This is a genomic window from Pseudomonas sp. SK3(2021) (assembly GCF_016772375.1).
Lineage (GTDB): Bacteria > Pseudomonadota > Gammaproteobacteria > Pseudomonadales > Pseudomonadaceae > Aquipseudomonas > Aquipseudomonas chlororaphis_I.
The window spans coordinates 135,326-150,876 of sequence record NZ_CP061943.1; the positions used below are offsets into that span (position 1 = coordinate 135,326).

Annotated in this window: 16 protein-coding genes; 10 read left to right on the forward strand and 6 right to left on the reverse strand. The window is 63.8% G+C overall.

All coding sequences use genetic code 11. The annotated features are described in order from the left end of the window. Positions 1-113 precede the first annotated feature (113 nt). The 3 genes from IF690_RS00630 to dksA are packed head-to-tail and all read right to left on the reverse strand — an operon-like array spanning position 114 to position 2,458. Entirely contained in the window at positions 114-812 is a 699-nt protein-coding gene (locus IF690_RS00630; protein WP_202698438.1) for a DUF1826 domain-containing protein, read from the reverse strand. Continuing rightward, on the reverse strand, positions 812-2,020 hold the full coding sequence (gene zigA, locus IF690_RS00635) for a zinc metallochaperone GTPase ZigA (protein WP_202698439.1): 1,209 nt from the start codon (positions 2,018-2,020) through the stop codon (positions 812-814). The genes IF690_RS00630 and zigA overlap by 1 nt, the downstream gene beginning before the upstream one ends. Before the next feature lie 33 nt (positions 2,021-2,053). Continuing rightward, a complete protein-coding gene (dksA, locus tag IF690_RS00640) occupies positions 2,054-2,458 on the reverse strand; it encodes an RNA polymerase-binding protein DksA (RefSeq protein ID WP_202701249.1) in 405 nt (134 codons plus the stop codon). 134 nt (positions 2,459-2,592) lie between these two features. Between dksA and IF690_RS00645 the strand changes: the two genes are divergently transcribed. Further along, a complete protein-coding gene (locus IF690_RS00645; protein WP_202701251.1) occupies positions 2,593-2,973 on the forward strand; it encodes a glutamine synthetase in 381 nt (126 codons plus the stop codon). A gap of 134 nt (positions 2,974-3,107) precedes the next feature. On the opposite strand, the gene IF690_RS00650 is transcribed toward IF690_RS00645, so the two are convergent. Further along, positions 3,108-4,328 carry an N-acetylmuramoyl-L-alanine amidase gene (locus IF690_RS00650; RefSeq protein WP_202698440.1) on the reverse strand — a complete coding sequence of 407 codons (1,221 nt, stop codon included), beginning with the start codon at positions 4,326-4,328 and terminating at the stop codon, positions 3,108-3,110. Positions 4,329-4,457: 129 nt separating this feature from the next. Here IF690_RS00650 and folE2 point away from each other — a divergent pair, with 129 nt between their 5' ends. Genes folE2 through thrS form a run of 8 tightly spaced genes read left to right on the forward strand, consistent with a single transcriptional unit; the run spans position 4,458 to position 12,064 of the window. Further along, positions 4,458-5,354, forward strand: coding sequence for a GTP cyclohydrolase FolE2 (folE2, locus tag IF690_RS00655; protein ID WP_202698441.1), 897 nt, complete (start codon positions 4,458-4,460; stop codon positions 5,352-5,354). Continuing rightward, complete coding sequence (locus tag IF690_RS00660; RefSeq protein WP_202698442.1) at positions 5,351-6,019, forward strand: metal ABC transporter ATP-binding protein; 669 nt, start codon at positions 5,351-5,353, stop codon at positions 6,017-6,019. The genes folE2 and IF690_RS00660 overlap by 4 nt, the downstream gene beginning before the upstream one ends. Further along, on the forward strand, positions 6,019-6,885 hold the full coding sequence (locus IF690_RS00665) for a metal ABC transporter permease (protein ID WP_202698443.1): 867 nt from the start codon (positions 6,019-6,021) through the stop codon (positions 6,883-6,885). The genes IF690_RS00660 and IF690_RS00665 overlap by 1 nt, the downstream gene beginning before the upstream one ends. Positions 6,886-6,896: 11 nt before the next feature. Next, complete coding sequence (locus IF690_RS00670; RefSeq protein ID WP_202698444.1) at positions 6,897-7,781, forward strand: metal ABC transporter substrate-binding protein; 885 nt, start codon at positions 6,897-6,899, stop codon at positions 7,779-7,781. Between the two features lie 8 nt (positions 7,782-7,789). Further along, positions 7,790-8,227: a phosphoribosyl-AMP cyclohydrolase gene (gene hisI / locus IF690_RS00675; protein WP_202698445.1), complete on the forward strand. Its 438-nt coding sequence runs from the start codon at positions 7,790-7,792 to the stop codon at positions 8,225-8,227. Continuing rightward, entirely contained in the window at positions 8,224-8,784 is a 561-nt protein-coding gene (locus tag IF690_RS00680; protein ID WP_009051649.1) for a gamma carbonic anhydrase family protein, read from the forward strand. Before hisI ends, IF690_RS00680 begins: the two co-directional genes overlap by 4 nt. Before the next feature lie 2 nt (positions 8,785-8,786). Continuing rightward, positions 8,787-10,124, forward strand: coding sequence for a dihydroorotase (locus IF690_RS00685; protein ID WP_202698446.1), 1,338 nt, complete (start codon positions 8,787-8,789; stop codon positions 10,122-10,124). Positions 10,125-10,165: 41 nt separating this feature from the next. After that, the gene (gene thrS / locus IF690_RS00690) at positions 10,166-12,064 is read left to right on the forward strand and encodes a threonine--tRNA ligase (RefSeq protein ID WP_202698447.1); all 1,899 of its coding nucleotides are present in this window, start codon (positions 10,166-10,168) and stop codon (positions 12,062-12,064) included. 113 nt (positions 12,065-12,177) lie between these two features. Here thrS and IF690_RS00695 read toward each other — a convergent pair whose 3' ends face one another. Beyond that, positions 12,178-12,699 carry a DUF3617 domain-containing protein gene (locus IF690_RS00695; RefSeq protein ID WP_023967738.1) on the reverse strand — a complete coding sequence of 174 codons (522 nt, stop codon included), beginning with the start codon at positions 12,697-12,699 and terminating at the stop codon, positions 12,178-12,180. Between the two features lie 133 nt (positions 12,700-12,832). On the opposite strand from IF690_RS00695, the gene cls reads away from it, so the two are divergent. Continuing rightward, positions 12,833-14,272, forward strand: a complete 1,440-nt coding sequence (gene cls, locus IF690_RS00700; RefSeq protein ID WP_202698448.1) for a cardiolipin synthase — start codon at positions 12,833-12,835, stop codon at positions 14,270-14,272. Between the two features lies 1 nt (position 14,273). Here cls and cfaB read toward each other — a convergent pair whose 3' ends face one another. Continuing rightward, a complete protein-coding gene (cfaB, locus tag IF690_RS00705; protein WP_202698449.1) occupies positions 14,274-15,461 on the reverse strand; it encodes a C17 cyclopropane fatty acid synthase CfaB in 1,188 nt (395 codons plus the stop codon). Positions 15,462-15,551: the final 90 nt, after the last annotated feature.

Below are 15,551 nucleotides of genomic sequence, written 5' to 3' on the forward strand. Positions count from 1 at the left end.
GCTAACCGGCGGCGACGAAATTCCCGTAGCCACTGCCGCAGGCTGCGATACAGCGCGCAGCGCCTTTTGATGTCCTTTAAAGCGCGTCAGCTTCGCTGCCGATCGCAACGGGATCAGCCGAGCCAGTCCAGGGTGAGGATCAGTCGGCGTTCGCCGGGAGCCGGTTGCGGCGAACGGTGGATCAGGCCGAAGCCCTCGTTGCCCAGCCATTTCTCGCCCTTGAACAGGGCCACCTCGCCACTGGCGATCTGCTGGATCAGCGCGCCATCCGTGGGTTCGGCCTCGGCCTGGCCCAGTTGCCGACGGTCCATCGCGCCCTCGCGCAGCCATTGGCTGCCAACACCGGCATAGGTGGTGATCAGCCGTACCGGCACATGGTCGACATGAAAACGCGGGCACATGGCCTTATCCAGCATCCGCAGGCGCAGGCCGACACGCTTGGCGCCCAGCAGACAGGCAAAGGCGCTGACCAGCCAGGCGACATCGGCGATAAAGCCGTCGTATCCCTGCAGATCGCTGAAGCCGGAGGCCAGGCCGCGCAAGTTCGGCTCCGCGTCCTCGGTGTCGAGTTCCAGCGACAGCGACTCGGCCAACGGCTCGTTCAGCGACAGCAGCAAGGCACCGAAATCGGCGATATGCGCCGGCAACTGGCGCTGCCACAGGGCCAGGTTGACCTCATCGTCCAGTACCTCGGCGAGGACGATGGGGGCTGGGCCGAAAGCTTGGCGCCGTGTCAGTTTTTGTGGCGTTGGCCGTAAGGTATTTTTCGCGAGCACGCTCGCTCCTGCAGTGGGCAGCGGTCGGTAATGCATCAAGCAGCCGCCTCTTCATGCCAGGGGCCGAACGGGTCGCGCATCAGGCGCCAGCCCTCCACGCCCTGGGCCATTTCGTCGTCAGTCAGCAGGCAGTCGTCGAGTTCGGCGGTGAGCCGGGCGAAGTCGATGTTCTGGCCGATGAATACCAGTTCCTGGCGGCAGTCGCCGGTGGCGGCGGTCCAGTTCTGCATGATCGCCGCGGTGCTTTCCGCGTCTTGCGGCCAGTGTTGCTTCGGCACGAAACGCCACCAGCGCCCGGCGAAACCATGACGCATCAGACCGCCAGCCTGGGACCAACTGCCGGCCTCCTGATGCTTGCTGGCGAGCCAGAAAAAGCCCTTGGAACGCAACAGCTTGCCGTTGATCCAGGGGCGGTTGATGAAGTCGAAAAAACGCTGCGGATGGAACGGCCGCCGCGCCCGATAGGCGCTGGAAGCGATGCCGTACTCCTCGGTTTCCGGCACGTGCTCGCCGCGCAGTTCCTGCAACCAGCCCGGCGCCTGGGCGGCCCGCTCGAAGTCGAAACGGCCGGTATTGAGGATCTTCGCCAGCGGCACCTCCCCCATCACCATCGGGATGATTTCCGCCTGGGAATTGAGGCGTTCGAGGATGGCGATCAATTCCTGGCGCTCGTCACTGCCGATCAGGTCGATCTTGCTGATCAGGATCACGTCGGCGAACTCGATCTGCTCGATCAAAAGGTCGGTGATCGAGCGCTCGTCCTCCTCACCCAGGGTTTCGCCACGGGACGCCAGGCTTTCCGCGGCCTGGTAATCGAGCAGGAAGTTCATGCCATCGACCACCGTGACCATGGTGTCCAGCCGCGCGATGTCGGCCAGGCTCTGCCCCGATTCGTCGCGAAAGGTGAAGGTCTCGGCCACCGGCAGTGGTTCGGAGATGCCGGTGGACTCGATCAGCAGGTAATCGAAACGCCCGTCCCTGGCCAGCTTGCCGACCTCTTCCAGCAAGTCTTCGCGCAGGGTGCAGCAGATGCAGCCGTTGCTCATTTCCACCAGTTTTTCTTCGGCACGGTTGAGGCTGACATCGCGCTGCACTTCGCTGCCGTCGATGTTGATTTCGCTCATGTCGTTGACGATCACCGCCACCCGCAGGTTGTCGCGGTTGCGCAGAACGTAGTTGAGCAGCGTGCTTTTGCCGGCGCCGAGAAAGCCGGACAGCACGGTAACGGGGAGACGGTCGGTCATCAGGGGGTCCTCATCGGGGGCTGGGTGGCTGGGTCAGATCGCCCGTTGATGGCGCTCGCGCAGCTCTTGGCGTTCTTTGGCTTCGATACTCAGGGTCGCGGTGGGCCGCAGCAGCAGGCGCTTGAGGCCAATGGGCTCGCCGGTTTCGCGGCACCAGCCGTACTCGCCGCGGGCCAGGCGTTCGAGGGCTTCGTCGATCTTGTCCAGCAGCTTCTTTTCCCGCTCCAGCAGGCGCAGTTGCCACTGGCGTTGTTCCTCGGCGCTGCCAATATCGGCGGGGTCACTGTGGGGCTCCTGCTCGCGCAGCACCTCGAATTCACCGTCGATGCGCTCTTGCAGCTCGACGCGCTGGGTCAGCAGCAGCTCACGGAAATAGGCCTGCTGGGCGTCGTTCATGTAGTCCGCCTCGGGTTGGGCGAGAAGTTGCGCTTCGGTCATCGGGCGTTCAGTCATGGTGGGTCACGGATCAGGCTTTATTTAATGTTATAGTATAACAATACAAATAAGCCAACCCTCTCTTGCCGCCCGCGACGAAGGGCGGGATGCTTGAGCGTCCCTTGCCGAGAACGCCGATGCGCAATGCCCTGAAATACATGCTGCTGAGCCTGTCCCTGCTGGTCATGGGCACTGCCAACGCGCAAGTACCCGGCGCCCTGGCCACCTGCACCCGCAGCGCCAATCTGCTGGCCTGCGTGGATGCCGAAGGCAACGCCTACAGCGTCGCGACCGCGGGTAGCACCACTTATCTGCGAGGCTTCGAAGTCGCCGGCAAACGTTATTGGGCGCAGACCAACAGCCGCTACGGTCAACTGACTTTCTTTACTGGCCTGGCCTCCGACGGCGAAGCCTGGGTCGGCTACAGCCAGCGCATCGGCTGGACTACCCGCAACCGTTTTTCCAGTTCTGGTGGCAGCAGCGGCAAGTTCATGTGCAGCCGGATCACTGGCTGCTGAGCGGAGTATTTTGGAGGAGCGAGCGGGCGGGCGGCGATCCGACTTGCCCGCGATGAACGCCTACGCGGTATAGCTGATACAGCGCAGCGTCTTCAGCGCATGCAAGCTGTGCTCCTACAGAAGCCTGGGCAGCGTCAGGCGTGGGCTCTTTTCTGCTCCTGCAACCAGGCCATGTAGCTGTTCACCGGCGGGTTCTTCTGGAAGTAGCTCTGCAAGCCCGCGAACAACCCGTCGGCAATCGCCTGCTGGTGCCGCGCGGTCACCAGGCGCTGGCTGTCGCGGCTGTTAGAGATGAAGCCGGTCTCCACCAGGATCGAGGGCACGTCGGGAGACTTGAGCACCGCGAAGCCGGCCTGTTCCACGCGTTTCTGATGCAGGCTGGTGATGCCCGCCAGGCTGCCCAACACGGTGCTGCCCAACTGCAGGCTGGCGGCGATGGTCGCGTTCATCGACATGTCGAGAATCACCCCGGCGAGCATCGGATCCTTGTCTTTCAGATTGAGCAGGCTGGTGGCGCCCAGCAGGTCGGCGCCGTTCTCGCGTTGCGCCATGAAGCGCGCGGTGGCCGACGTCGCGCCGCCTTCCGACAGGGCATACACAGAGGCCCCGGACGCCGTCAGGCGCGGCGCCGCATCGGCATGCACCGAGATAAACATGTCGGCCTTGTGCTTGCGGGCGATCTCCACCCGCTTGCGCAGCGGCACGAAGAAATCGTCGTTGCGCACCAGCTTCACATCGAAGCCCTTCTCACGCTTCAGCCGCTTGGCCAGCAATTGGGCGATCGCCAGCACCACATCTTTCTCCCGCTCGCCCCGGGCGCCGACCGCCCCCGGGTCCTTGCCGCCGTGGCCCGGGTCGACCACGACGATAATGTCGCGCTTGGGATGCGCCCGGTCCGCCGGCGTTTCACGCGGCAAAGCCGGGGCGGCGACCGCCGCAATCTGCTGTGGGATGCGAGTGGCGTTGCTCAGGTCGAGCACCAGCCGGTGGCCCTGGCCGTCCTGCGGCGGCAGCAGAAAGCTGTCGAGCCGCTGCGGTTCGGCCAGGTCGAGGACGATCCGCGTATCGCCCTGGCCAAAGTGCCCGGAACGGATCGCGCGAATCGGCGTGTTGGCCAGGGCCAGCTGGCTGAAATCGCCACTGAGCTGCGCGCTGCGAAGGTCGATGATCAACCGTTCCGGTGCGCTGAGAGTGAAGGTTTTGTATTGCACCGGCCCACTCAGATCGAGCACCAGGCGCAGTTTGTCGGCCGAATTCCATAACCGCAGGTTGCGAATCTGGGTGGCGGATACCCCCAAAGGCAGAACCAGGGCCGCGCTGGCCAACAGCAGGTTGAGCAACTGACGTCTGTGCATGACTTACACCGCAGATTGTGGAGCCTCCGTGCTCGATAAGGCTTGGTGAAAAAACGTTCAGGAAAAGGTTTCATCGATCGCACTGTTATAATATAACATAGTGAATTGTTTCCAACGATGGACCTGCTCATGAATGCGCTGACTCTGCCGGATATCGCCGCGCAGGCCGCACGCCAGGCCCTGCCCCTTGAGTGGGTGGGCATGTGTGGCATTGCCTTACCTGTGTTGTTTGATGGCCAGCGAATTGGCGCAAAAGCAGACGCCGGCGTCAGCCTCGACGATGGCGAAGCACGTGGCATTCATATGTCGCGCCTGTATCTGGCGCTGGAAATGCTCGAACAGGAAAACCTCACCCCAGCCCTGATGCGCCAGGTACTGCAACGTTTTCTCGACAGCCATGACGGCCTGTCCAGCAGTGCCTACCTGCGAATTCATACCGATCTGCTGCTGAAGCGCCCGGCCTTGATCAGCCCTTTGGCCGGCTGGAAAACCTATCCGGTGAGCATCGAAGCACGCCTGAAAAACGCGATGTTCCACGTGGAACTAAAAATCGAGGTGCCTTATTCCTCCACATGCCCTTGTTCCGCTGCGCTTTCCAGGCAACTGATTCAGCAGCAATTCATCGATGACTTCGCCAATCGGCAGCTGCAACACGAAGACATCCTGGACTGGCTCGGCTCTTCGAAAGGCATAGTCGCCACCCCTCACAGCCAGCGCAGCTCCGCGCAATTGCAGCTGCGCCTGGACGATTTTCTCGATGAGTTGCCGCTGATGGCAGCCATCAACGACGCCGAAGCCGCCCTCGGTACCGCGGTACAAACCGCGGTGAAACGCGCCGACGAACAAGCCTTTGCCCTGGCCAACGGGCAAAACCTGATGTTCTGCGAAGACGCCGCGCGCCGCCTGAACCTCGCCTTGCAACGCTCGCCAGGCATTCGCGCCTTCCAGGTGCGCGTGGTTCACGCCGAAAGCCTGCACGCCCACGACGCCGTAGCGGAAAGCCGCTGGAACTGGGAGGCTGCATGATCGACCTGCAATCGCTGCGTTGGGGTGCGCCCGGCCAGCCGCTGACGCCAGCGCTCGACCTCGAGCTGAAGCCAGGCAGCCTGACCGCCATCATCGGCGCCAACGGCTCGGGCAAAAGCAGCCTGCTGAAGGTCATCGCCGGCCTGCAAAAACCCTTGGCCGGGAAAGTCAGGTTGCAGGTTCCCCGCCGTGGCGGCCTGTCCTTTCTGCCCCAGCAGCAATACCTGGACCGGCAGTTCCCCATCACTCTGCAAGAGCTGGTAGCCGCCGGCTTCTGGGGGGGTCGACAAAGCTCGCAACAGCGCGCCGAACGCCTGCAGCAGGTGCTCGAAGACTGGTGCCTGAGCGGCCTGGAACAACGCCCGCTGATGGCCTTGTCCGGCGGCGAATTGCAGCGTGCCCTGCTCGCGCGCCTGAGCCTTGCCGATGCCCCGCTGTTGCTGTTGGACGAACCCCACGCCGCCCTGGACGAACTGGGCCAGGTCCTGTTGTGGGAACACATCCACCGCTGGCAGCAGCAGGGTCGCACGCAAATCGTGGTCTGCCATGACCTCGCCGCCGTGCGCCAGCACATCCCCCAGACGCTGGTGATCAAGGCCAGCGGGTGCCTGTTCGGCAGCAGCGAAGAGCTGATCGTCCAGCCCCTGCGGATGCAGGTGGCCTGATGCTCGCCGCCGCCCAGCTCTGGCAACCCTTCCACGAATTCGTGTTCATGCGCCGGGCGTTGCTCGGCGGCCTGGTGTTGGCGTGCAGCACCGCACCGCTGGGGGTGTTTCTGATCCTGCGGCGCATGAGCCTGATCGGCGATGCCGTGGCCCACGGCATCCTCCCTGGCGCGGCGCTGGGCTTCTGGTTCGCCGGGCTGAGCCTGCCGGCGCTGACCTTCGGCGGCCTCGGTGCCGGCCTGGGCATGGCCGGCCTGGCCGCCTGGATTACCCGGCGCACCGGCTTGCGCGAAGACGCCAGCCTGGCCGCGATCTACCCGATTTGCCTGGCCAGCGGCGTGCTGATTCTTGGCCTTGCCGGCAAACGCCTGGACCTGCTGCACCTGCTGTTCGGCTCGGCCCTGGCGGTGGATGGGCCAACCCTCGATGGCATGCTCTGGGTCTCCGGGTTCAGCCTGGTAGCCATGGCACTGATCTACAAGGCGTTGCTGCTGGACACCCTAGACCCGCTGTTCCTCAACAGTGTCAGCCGCCTTGGCCCCCTCGCCCATGGCCTGTTCCTGACCCTGGTGGTGCTGAACCTGGTGATCGGTTTCCAGGCCATCGGCGCCTTGATGGTGGTCGGCCTGATGATGCTGCCGGCCGCCGCCTCACGCTTCTGGAGTCGCCGCCTGCCGGTGCTGATCGGCATCGCCGCGCTGCTCGGCTGCCTCTCGGTATGGCTCGGCCTGTTGCTGTCGTTCCATTACTCGCTGCCCAGCGGCCCGGCCATCGTCCTGGTAGCTGGCGGCCTGTATTTGCTGTCCGTGGTGTTCGGTCCGGTGCACGGTCTGCTGCGCCGCCCGCCTTTGCTCACATCCCCATGAGGTGTTCCCCGATGCGCGCCCTACTCGTGCTCTTCAGTCTGTTGCTGCCGTTGTCGCTGTCACACGCCCAGGCCGCGGACAAACTCGCAGTGGTCACCAGCTTCAGCATCCTCGCCGACATCACCCGAGAGGTCGGCGGCGAGCACATCCAGATCACCGACATGGTCGGCCCGGACGCCGACGCCCACACCTACGAACCGACGCCGGACGATGCCAAGGCCCTGCTCAAGGCCCGGTTGATCATCAAGAACGGCCTGGGTTTCGAGCCGTGGCTGGATCGCCTGGTAGCCAGTACCGGCACCCAGGCCCCGGTGATCACTGCCAGCCGCGGGGTGATCCCACGCTCGCTGGATGAGGACGGCGAGACCATTCCCGACCCTCACGCCTGGCACAACCTGGCGAACGCCGAACTCTATGTGAGCAACATCACCAAGGCGCTGGTGACCGCCGACCCGGCGAACAAGGCCGACTACGAACGCAACAGCCAGGCCTACCTGAAACGGATCTACGCGCTGCTGGCCGAGGCCAAGGCCAAGTTCGGCGCACTGCCGCCGGGCAACCGCAAGATCGTTACCTCCCACGATGCCTTCGGTTACCTGGGGCAGGCCTACGGCATCGACTTCATGGCCCCACAGGGGCTGTCCACCGAGCGCGAACCCTCGGCCGCCGAAGTCGCGGCGCTGATTACCCAGATCCGCAATGCCAAGGTCAAGGCGGTGTTCATGGAGAACATCAAGGACGCGCGCCTGCTCAAGCAGATCGCCGACGAAAGCGGCGCCCGCATCGGCGGCACCCTGTACTCCGATGCCCTCGCCGCCAAGGGGCCAGCCAGCACGTTCACCGGGTTGTTCGAATGCAACCTGGACACCCTGTACGACGCCCTGAACCAGCCATGAAGCCAACCATGAACAAGCGCCCGCCACTGTCGATGCTCGACCTGGAAAGCGCCCCCCCAGGCAGCCGTTGGCCTCTCACCGGTGTGCTCGATGCCCTGCCGTGGAACACCGACGGCCTGATCGCCGCCATCGCCCAGCAGCACGACAGCGGCGAGGTGCTGATGCTGGCCTGGATGAACCGCAGGGCCCTGGCCGAGACCCTCGCCAGCGGGCAGGTCTGCTACTGGTCGCGCTCGCGCCGGCAACTGTGGCGCAAGGGCGAAAGCTCGGGGCATCGCCAGCGTCTGCTCGAAGCACGCCTGGACTGCGACGGCGACGCCGTCCTGCTGCTGGTGGATCAACAAGGCCCGGCCTGCCACACCGGGCGCCCCAACTGTTTCTACAACGCCATTCGCGACGGCGCGGTGCAGGTCATCAGCGCGCCGCTACAGGAAGCCCCAACATGATTCGCAAGAACCCTTCCGGCGATCTGCCGGTCATCGCCGAGTCGGCCTACGTCGACAAGACCGCCATCATCTGCGGCAAAGTGGTGATCGGCGAGAACGTCTTCGTCGGCCCCTACGCGGTGATCCGCGCCGACGAAGTCAACGAGCACGGTGCCATGGATCCGATCATCATCGGCGCCAATTCGAACATCCAGGACGGTGTGGTGATCCACTCCAAATCCGGCGCGGCGGTGACCATCGGCGAGTTCACCTCCATCGCCCACCGCTCCATCGTCCATGGCCCCTGCACAGTCGGCGACCGGGTATTCATCGGCTTCAACAGCGTGCTGTTCAACTGCGCGGTCGGCAACGGCAGCGTGGTGCGGCACAACTCGGTGGTCGATGGCCGCGACCTGCCGCAAGGCTTCTACGTGCCCTCCACCACCCGCATCGGGCCCAATACCGACCTCTCCCAGTTCCCACCGGTCAGCGTCAGCGCCTCGGAGTTTTCCGAAGACGTGGCGCGCACCAACGTCGATCTGGTACGCGGTTACAAAGCCCTGCAGAACGAGTTCTGAACATGGACAGCGTGCTGATTCGCAACGCCCGGCTGGTCAATGAAGGACGCGAGTTCGACGCCGACCTGTTGGTGGACCAAGGGCGCATCGTGAAGATCGCCAGCAGCATAGAAGGCGAGAACGCCCGCACCGAGATCGACGCCCAGGGCCAGTGGCTGGTGCCGGGCATGATCGACGACCAGGTGCATTTCCGCGATCCCGGCGCACCGGAGAAAGGCAGCTTCTACAGCGAGTCGCGAGCGGCCGTGGCGGGTGGCATCACCAGTTTCATGGACATGCCCAACACCCAGCCCGCGACCCTGACCCTGGCCGCGCTGGAGGACAAGAAACGCCGCGCGGCCATCAATTCAGTGGCGAACTTTGGCTTTCACTTCGGCGTCAGCCGCGACAACCTCGACACGGTCGCCGCCCTCGACCCGTGCCTGGTGGCCGGGGTCAAAGTGTTCATGGGTGCCTCCACCGGCAACATGCTGGTGGACGATCCGCAGGTCCTGGAGCGCTTGTTCGCCGAAGTGCCAACCATGCTCCTGGCGCACTGCGAACACACGCCGAGCATCCTGGCCAACGAACGGCGCATGCAGGAGCGTTTCGGCGAAGCGATTCCCGCCGTGGCCCACTCCCTGATCCGCGATGCCGAAGCCTGTTACCGCTCTTCGTCGCTGGCCGTGGATCTGGCCAAGCGTCACGGCACTCGCCTGCATGTCTTGCACCTGACCAGCGCCCGGGAACTTGAGCTGTTCGAAGACAAGCCGCTGGCGCAAAAACGCATCACCGCCGAAGTCTGCCTGCACCATCTGCTGTTCGACGACCGTGACTACGCGCGCCTCGGGCACCTGATCAAATGCAACCCGGCGATCAAGACCCGCGCCGATCGCGACGCCCTGCGCCAGGCGCTGCTCGGCAACCGCCTGGATGTGATCGGCAGCGACCACGCGCCGCATACCTGGGCGCAGAAACAACTGCCCTACCGCCAGGCGCCTGCCGGGTTGCCGCTGGTGCAACACGCCCTGCCCGCCCTGTTGGAACTGGTGGCCGACGGCGTGCTGCCCATCACCACCCTGGTGGAGAAAACCAGCCACCGGGTCGCCGACCTGTTCGCCATTCCCGACCGCGGCTACCTGCGCGAGGGTTACTGGGCCGACCTGGTACTGATCAAGCCGGAGCCCGAGGGCTTCGCCGTGGACCGCCAGCCGATCCTCGCCCAGTGCGGCTGGACACCCTTCGCCGAACGGCGTTTCCGGCACAGCGTTGCTACCACCCTGGTATCGGGGCAACTGGCCTGGCACGCAGGGCGCCTGTACGACAACTGCCAGGGTTTGCCGCTGCGTTTTACCCGCTGAGCCCTTTCCCTGAATCCCCCTGAAACACCAAGGAACACCCAATGATCCACATCACCCTGCCCGACGGCTCGCAACGTGAGTACGATCAGCCGCTTTCCGTGTACGAGGTGGCCGCGAGCATCGGCCTCGGCCTGGCCAGGGCGGCCGTCGCCGGCCGGGTGAACGATCGACTGGTGGATTGTTCCTTTATGGTTGAGAGCGATGCCCGGGTCAGTATCGTCACCGCCCGTGAGCCCGAGGGCCTGGAGATCCTGCGCCACTCCTGCGCGCACCTGCTGGCCATGGCGGTGAAGCAGTTGTACCCCTCGGCCCAGGTCACCATCGGCCCGGTGATCGAGGACGGCTTCTTTTACGACTTTGCCTACGAACGGCCCTTCACCCCCGACGACCTGCAGTGCATCGAAGCGCGCATGATCCGCCTGGCCGCGACCAACCATGCGGTACGCCGCCGCGAGCTGTCCCGCGACGACGCCCTGGAATATTTCGGTAACCTCGGCGAGCACTACAAGGTCGAACTGATCCGCGACATCCCGCAAGACCAGGTGCTGTCGCTGTACCGCCAGGGCGATTTCGAAGACCTGTGCCGTGGCCCCCATGTGCCGTTCACTGGAACCCTCCAGGCGTTCAAACTGACCAAGGTCGCTGGCGCCTATTGGCGCGGCGATGCCAAGAACGCGCCGCTGCAACGGATCTACGGCACCTGCTGGGCCACGCCGAAAGACCTCAAGGATTACCTGGCCCGCCTGGAAGAAGCCGGCAAGCGCGACCACCGCAAGCTCGGGCAGCAACTGGACCTGTTCCACTTCGACGACTGCGCGCCGGGCTCGGTGTTCTGGCATGCCAAGGGCTGGACCCTGTTCCAGCAACTGATCGGCTACATGCGCCGGCGCCAGGACCAGGCTGGCTATCAGGAGGTGAACACCCCGGACGTGATGGACCGCAGCCTCTGGGAAACCTCCGGGCACTGGCAGAACTACCGCGATCACATGTTCAGCACCACCACTGAGGACCAGCGGGTGTTCGCCCTCAAGCCGATGAACTGCCCCGGCGCGGTGTCGATCTTCAGTCGTGGCCTGAAAAGCTACCGCGACCTGCCGCTGCGCATCGCCGAGTTCGGCAAGGTGCATCGCTACGAACCCTCCGGTGCGTTGCATGGGTTGCTGCGGGTGCGCCACTTCACCCAGGACGACGCGCACATCTTCTGCACCCCGGCGCAGATGCAGGCGGAATGCGCCAGCACCATCGCCCTGGTGTTCGACATCTATCGCGATTTCGGCTTTCACGACGTCGCGGTCAAGCTCTCCACCCGTCCGGCCCATCGCATCGGCAGCGATGCGCTATGGGACCAGTTGGAAGGCGCCTTGTCCGGCGCCCTGGAAACCATGGCGATCGACTACCGGGTCAACCCCGGCGAAGGCGCGTTCTACGGCCCGAAACTGGAGTTCGTGCTGCGCGACGCCATTGGCCGCGATTGGCAATGCGGCACCCTGCAGGTCGACCTCAACCTGCCGGAACGTTTCGATATCAGCTACATCGACGAGCACGGCGAACGCCAGCGCCCGGTGATGCTGCATCGCGCGCTGTTCGGTTCCCTGGAACGTTTCATCGGCATCCTCATCGAGCATTACAGCGGCGCCCTGCCGTGCTGGCTGGCACCGCGCCAGGCAGTGGTGATCACTATCAGCGAGGGCCAGGCGGACTACGCCCGGTCGGTGGCCGACACCCTGCAGCGCCAGGGCCTGCGGATCGGCGCCGACCTGCGCAACGAGAAGATCAGCTACAAGATCCGCGAGCACAGCCTGCAAAAGGTGCCGTACCTGCTGGTGGTGGGCGACAAGGAAAAGGACGGGGGATTTGTCAGCTTGCGCAGCCGCAATGGCGAGGATCTGGGGCGGTGGCCAGTGAGCGAGGTGGTGGAGCGGTTGAGGCTGGAGTTGTAGCGGCGGTGTCCGCCAGGACGCCATCGCGAGCAAGCTCGCTCCTACACATTAATGGTGGTTCACCGACGCACGAACGACACCGAACCGGTAGGAGCGAGCTTGCTCGCGATGCTTCAGGCCCTTGGTTTAACGGTCCCGCAATCCTGCCCCAGCCACACCGCGCGGGTGTCCATGCTGCCCTTCTGCTGGAAGCCGGTGGCATTGAAGGTACCGCTGACGTTGGTGGTGAACTCACGGTCGCTGAGGAATTTCGCCACGCCCGAGCCCTGGGCTTTCGGGCAACTGAAACGGAACTTCCACTGGTTGGAGGTGCGGTCGGTGACCTCCTGGCGGCAGCCCGATTGCGGGTCTTGCAGCGGAATGGTGTCGGACTTCACCTGGTCCGGCGTCAGGCACACACGGATACCCTTGCCGCCCATGGTGACGCCCTGCTTCTCCAGCTGCGCCCGCTGTTCGGGGGTCAGCTGTTGTTGCAACTGACCGAGAATCAACGACAGATCCGGCAGGCTCTGGTCATCGACTTTCATGTTGCTGGTGGTCAGTTCCCACAGGCCAGGTTGCAGCATCTGGGCCTGCGCGGCCAACGGAAGCGAGACAACGGCAGCCATGGCCAAACCCAGTAGACGAAGCTTCATCGAATGACTCCTAGACAGTAGTGGCCCGTTAGACGCCAAAAATGCAGCGGCGTTGCATGACGAATTAATTAGCGACAATCGCCGTGGAACATGGTCTGTTAGGCATTGAATCGTCAAGGAGCATGGCTGCCCCATGGATTATTTTGGCCCACATATTTTTGGCTATCTGATTGCCACCCTGCACTTTCTCGGCCTGATTGCCGCCATCCACGCGGTGCTGACCGTCAGGACCGCCCAAGGCGCCATTGCCTGGGCCCTGTCGCTGTTGTTCATGCCGTACCTGACCCTGATTCCCTATCTGGTGTTCGGTCGCAGCACCTTCGATGCCTATATCAAGGCCCGACGCCAGGCCAACCTGGAGATGCGCAAGGCGATCAACGAGCTGAACTGGCGCCCCTGGATCGAGGAGGCCCTGAGTGCCCGCGCCTCGGCCGCCTACACCTCGCTGCGGGCCATGCCCAAGCTGGGGCGCATGCCTTGCCTGGCCAGCAACCATGTACAGCTGCTGGTCAACGGCGATGCCACCTTCGCCGCGATTTTCCAGGCCATCGAACGCGCCCGTACAGTGGTGCTGATCCAGTTCTTCATCATCCACGATGACGACCTTGGCCGACGCCTGCAAAACCTGCTGTTGAAAAAGGCTCGCGAAGGTGTGGCGATCCATCTGCTCTACGACCGCATCGGCAGCCACTCCCTGCCCCACTCCTATGTGCAGCCACTGCGCGATGCCGGCATCCAGGTGCATGCCTTTGCCACCCGCAGCGGCTGGCTCAATCGCTTCCAGATCAACTTCCGCAACCACCGCAAGATAGTGGTGGTCGATGGCCTGCTGGGGTTTGTCGGCGGGCATAACGTCGGCGACGAGTACCTTGGTAAAAAGCCGCCCTTGTCGCCCTGGCGCGACACTCATGTTTCAGTCAGCGGCCCGGTGGTGGCCTGCCTGCAGGAATCCTTCGCCGAAGACTGGTTCTGGGCCTCGCGGCAACTGCCGCCGCTGATCCTGCCGGACACTTACCCCGACGACGGTGTGCTGTGCCAGGTGCTGGCCAGCGGCCCGGCGGACCCTTATGAAACCTGCTCGCTGTTCTTCGTCGAAGCCATCCACGCGGCGACCGAACGGATATGGATCACCAGCCCCTATTTCGTCCCCGACGAAGCGGTGTTCTCCGCCTTGCGCCTGGCCGCCCTGCGCGGGGTGGACGTGCGAATCCTCCTGCCGTCGCGCGCGGACCATCGAATCGTCTACGCGGCGTCCAGCCTGTACGCCTTCGAAGCGGTACGCGCCGGGGTGCGGGTGTTCCGTTACCAGCCGGGTTTCCTGCACCAGAAAGTGGTGCTGATCGACAGCGAAATCAGCGCGATCGGCAGCGCCAACCTGGACAACCGCTCGTTCCGTCTGAATTTCGAGGTGATGTTGCTGACCGTGGACGAAGCCTTCGCCAGGGAGGTGGAACAGATGCTCAACTTCGACTTCGAGCGTTCCCGTGAAATCGCCAAAAAAGAAAGCCGGGAAACCCACCGCCTGCAACAGCTTGGCATGCGGGTCGCCCGGCTTATTTCACCGATTCTTTAGCTCACGAGTAATACAGGTCGTCGCGAGTCCAGGGCAGTTCATGACTGCCGTCGGCGTGGGCCTTGACCGCAAGAATCTGGTGCAGGTTGATCCAGCCGCGGGCGAAGGCATAGGCACAGCCGGCCAGGTACAGACGCCAGATGCGCAAGACCTGTTCCGGCACCAGCCGGGAGGCGGCTTCCAGGTTGTCCTCCAGGCGCTCGCTCCAGTGGTCCAGGGTGCGGGCGTAATGCAGGCGCAGGCTTTCCACGTCGACGATCTCCAGCCCCGCTTCGCTGATCTCGGCCGAGATCATCGCCAGGTGCGGCAGCTCGCCGTTGGGGAACACGTACTTCTCGATGAAGTCACCGGCCCCACGGCCCACGGGACGTCCATCGGTGTACTTGGCGGTAATCCCATGGTTCATCACCAGGCCGCCTTCGCGCACCGCGCCGAACAGCGTCTTGCAGTACTGCGCCAGGTTGGCATGGCCCACGTGCTCGAACATGCCGACGCTCACCACTTTGTCGAAGCGGCCGTCCTGGGGCAGGTCGCGGTAGTCCAGCAGTTGCAGTTCCACCTGGTCCTGCAAGCCTTCGGCGATCACCCGCTCCTTGGCCAGCGCCAGTTGTTCCTTGCTCAGGGTGATGCCGAATACCTTGGCCCCGAACTCCCGCGCCGCGTAGCGCGCCAGCCCACCCCAGCCACAACCGACATCCAGCAGGTATTCGCCGGGCTGCAAGCGCAACTTGCGGCACAGGTGGCGGAATTTGGCTTGCTGGGCCTGTTCCAGGCTTTCGCTGCCGGTCTCGAAATAGGCACAGGAATAGGCCATGTCGCTGTCGAGCCACAGCTGGTAGAAGTCGTTGGAAAGGTCGTAGTGGTAGGAGATGGCGGCCGCGTCGGTAGCCTTGTCGTGCAGGGTGCGTACTGGCAGCACTTGTTCCTCGCCGTCCAGCAACGCCTGGCTCAGCTCGTCGCAGACCCGGATGACTTCGCTGATCGAGCCTTCCAGCTCAAGTTTGCCCTCGACGAACGCCGCCCCCAGCGAGTCGAGAGTGGGATGGGTGAGCTGGGTGACCAGTTGCGGGTCCTTGACCACAATGGTGACGCTGGGCGCCGGCCCCAGGTTGAATTCATGGCCGTCCCAGAGTCGCAGGCGTAGCGGTAGTTGCAGATTCTGTAAGGCCGGTGGAAGTTGCGCGAGCATGGATTATCCCCCCTTGTTTCAGACGTCTGAGTGAGGTTAGACCATACTGAAAAAATAGCAGGCTATCGATCTGATAGCTGAAATTCATCA

What these genes read in the sequence shown, in the direction of transcription:
- IF690_RS00630 (WP_202698438.1), bottom strand. Translation starts at nt 812, where the DNA reads ATGCATTACCGACCGCTGCCCACTGCAGGAGCGAGCGTGCTCGCGAAA.
- zigA (WP_202698439.1), bottom strand. Translation starts at nt 2,020, where the DNA reads ATGACCGACCGTCTCCCCGTTACCGTGCTGTCCGGCTTTCTCGGCGCC.
- dksA (WP_202701249.1), bottom strand. Translation starts at nt 2,458, where the DNA reads ATGACCGAAGCGCAACTTCTCGCCCAACCCGAGGCGGACTACATGAAC.
- IF690_RS00645 (WP_202701251.1), top strand. Translation starts at nt 2,593, where the DNA reads ATGCGCAATGCCCTGAAATACATGCTGCTGAGCCTGTCCCTGCTGGTC.
- IF690_RS00650 (WP_202698440.1), bottom strand. Translation starts at nt 4,328, where the DNA reads ATGCACAGACGTCAGTTGCTCAACCTGCTGTTGGCCAGCGCGGCCCTG.
- folE2 (WP_202698441.1), top strand. Translation starts at nt 4,458, where the DNA reads ATGAATGCGCTGACTCTGCCGGATATCGCCGCGCAGGCCGCACGCCAG.
- IF690_RS00660 (WP_202698442.1), top strand. Translation starts at nt 5,351, where the DNA reads ATGATCGACCTGCAATCGCTGCGTTGGGGTGCGCCCGGCCAGCCGCTG.
- IF690_RS00665 (WP_202698443.1), top strand. Translation starts at nt 6,019, where the DNA reads ATGCTCGCCGCCGCCCAGCTCTGGCAACCCTTCCACGAATTCGTGTTC.
- IF690_RS00670 (WP_202698444.1), top strand. Translation starts at nt 6,897, where the DNA reads ATGCGCGCCCTACTCGTGCTCTTCAGTCTGTTGCTGCCGTTGTCGCTG.
- hisI (WP_202698445.1), top strand. Translation starts at nt 7,790, where the DNA reads ATGAACAAGCGCCCGCCACTGTCGATGCTCGACCTGGAAAGCGCCCCC.
- IF690_RS00680 (WP_009051649.1), top strand. Translation starts at nt 8,224, where the DNA reads ATGATTCGCAAGAACCCTTCCGGCGATCTGCCGGTCATCGCCGAGTCG.
- IF690_RS00685 (WP_202698446.1), top strand. Translation starts at nt 8,787, where the DNA reads ATGGACAGCGTGCTGATTCGCAACGCCCGGCTGGTCAATGAAGGACGC.
- thrS (WP_202698447.1), top strand. Translation starts at nt 10,166, where the DNA reads ATGATCCACATCACCCTGCCCGACGGCTCGCAACGTGAGTACGATCAG.
- IF690_RS00695 (WP_023967738.1), bottom strand. Translation starts at nt 12,699, where the DNA reads ATGAAGCTTCGTCTACTGGGTTTGGCCATGGCTGCCGTTGTCTCGCTT.
- cls (WP_202698448.1), top strand. Translation starts at nt 12,833, where the DNA reads ATGGATTATTTTGGCCCACATATTTTTGGCTATCTGATTGCCACCCTG.
- cfaB (WP_202698449.1), bottom strand. Translation starts at nt 15,461, where the DNA reads ATGCTCGCGCAACTTCCACCGGCCTTACAGAATCTGCAACTACCGCTA.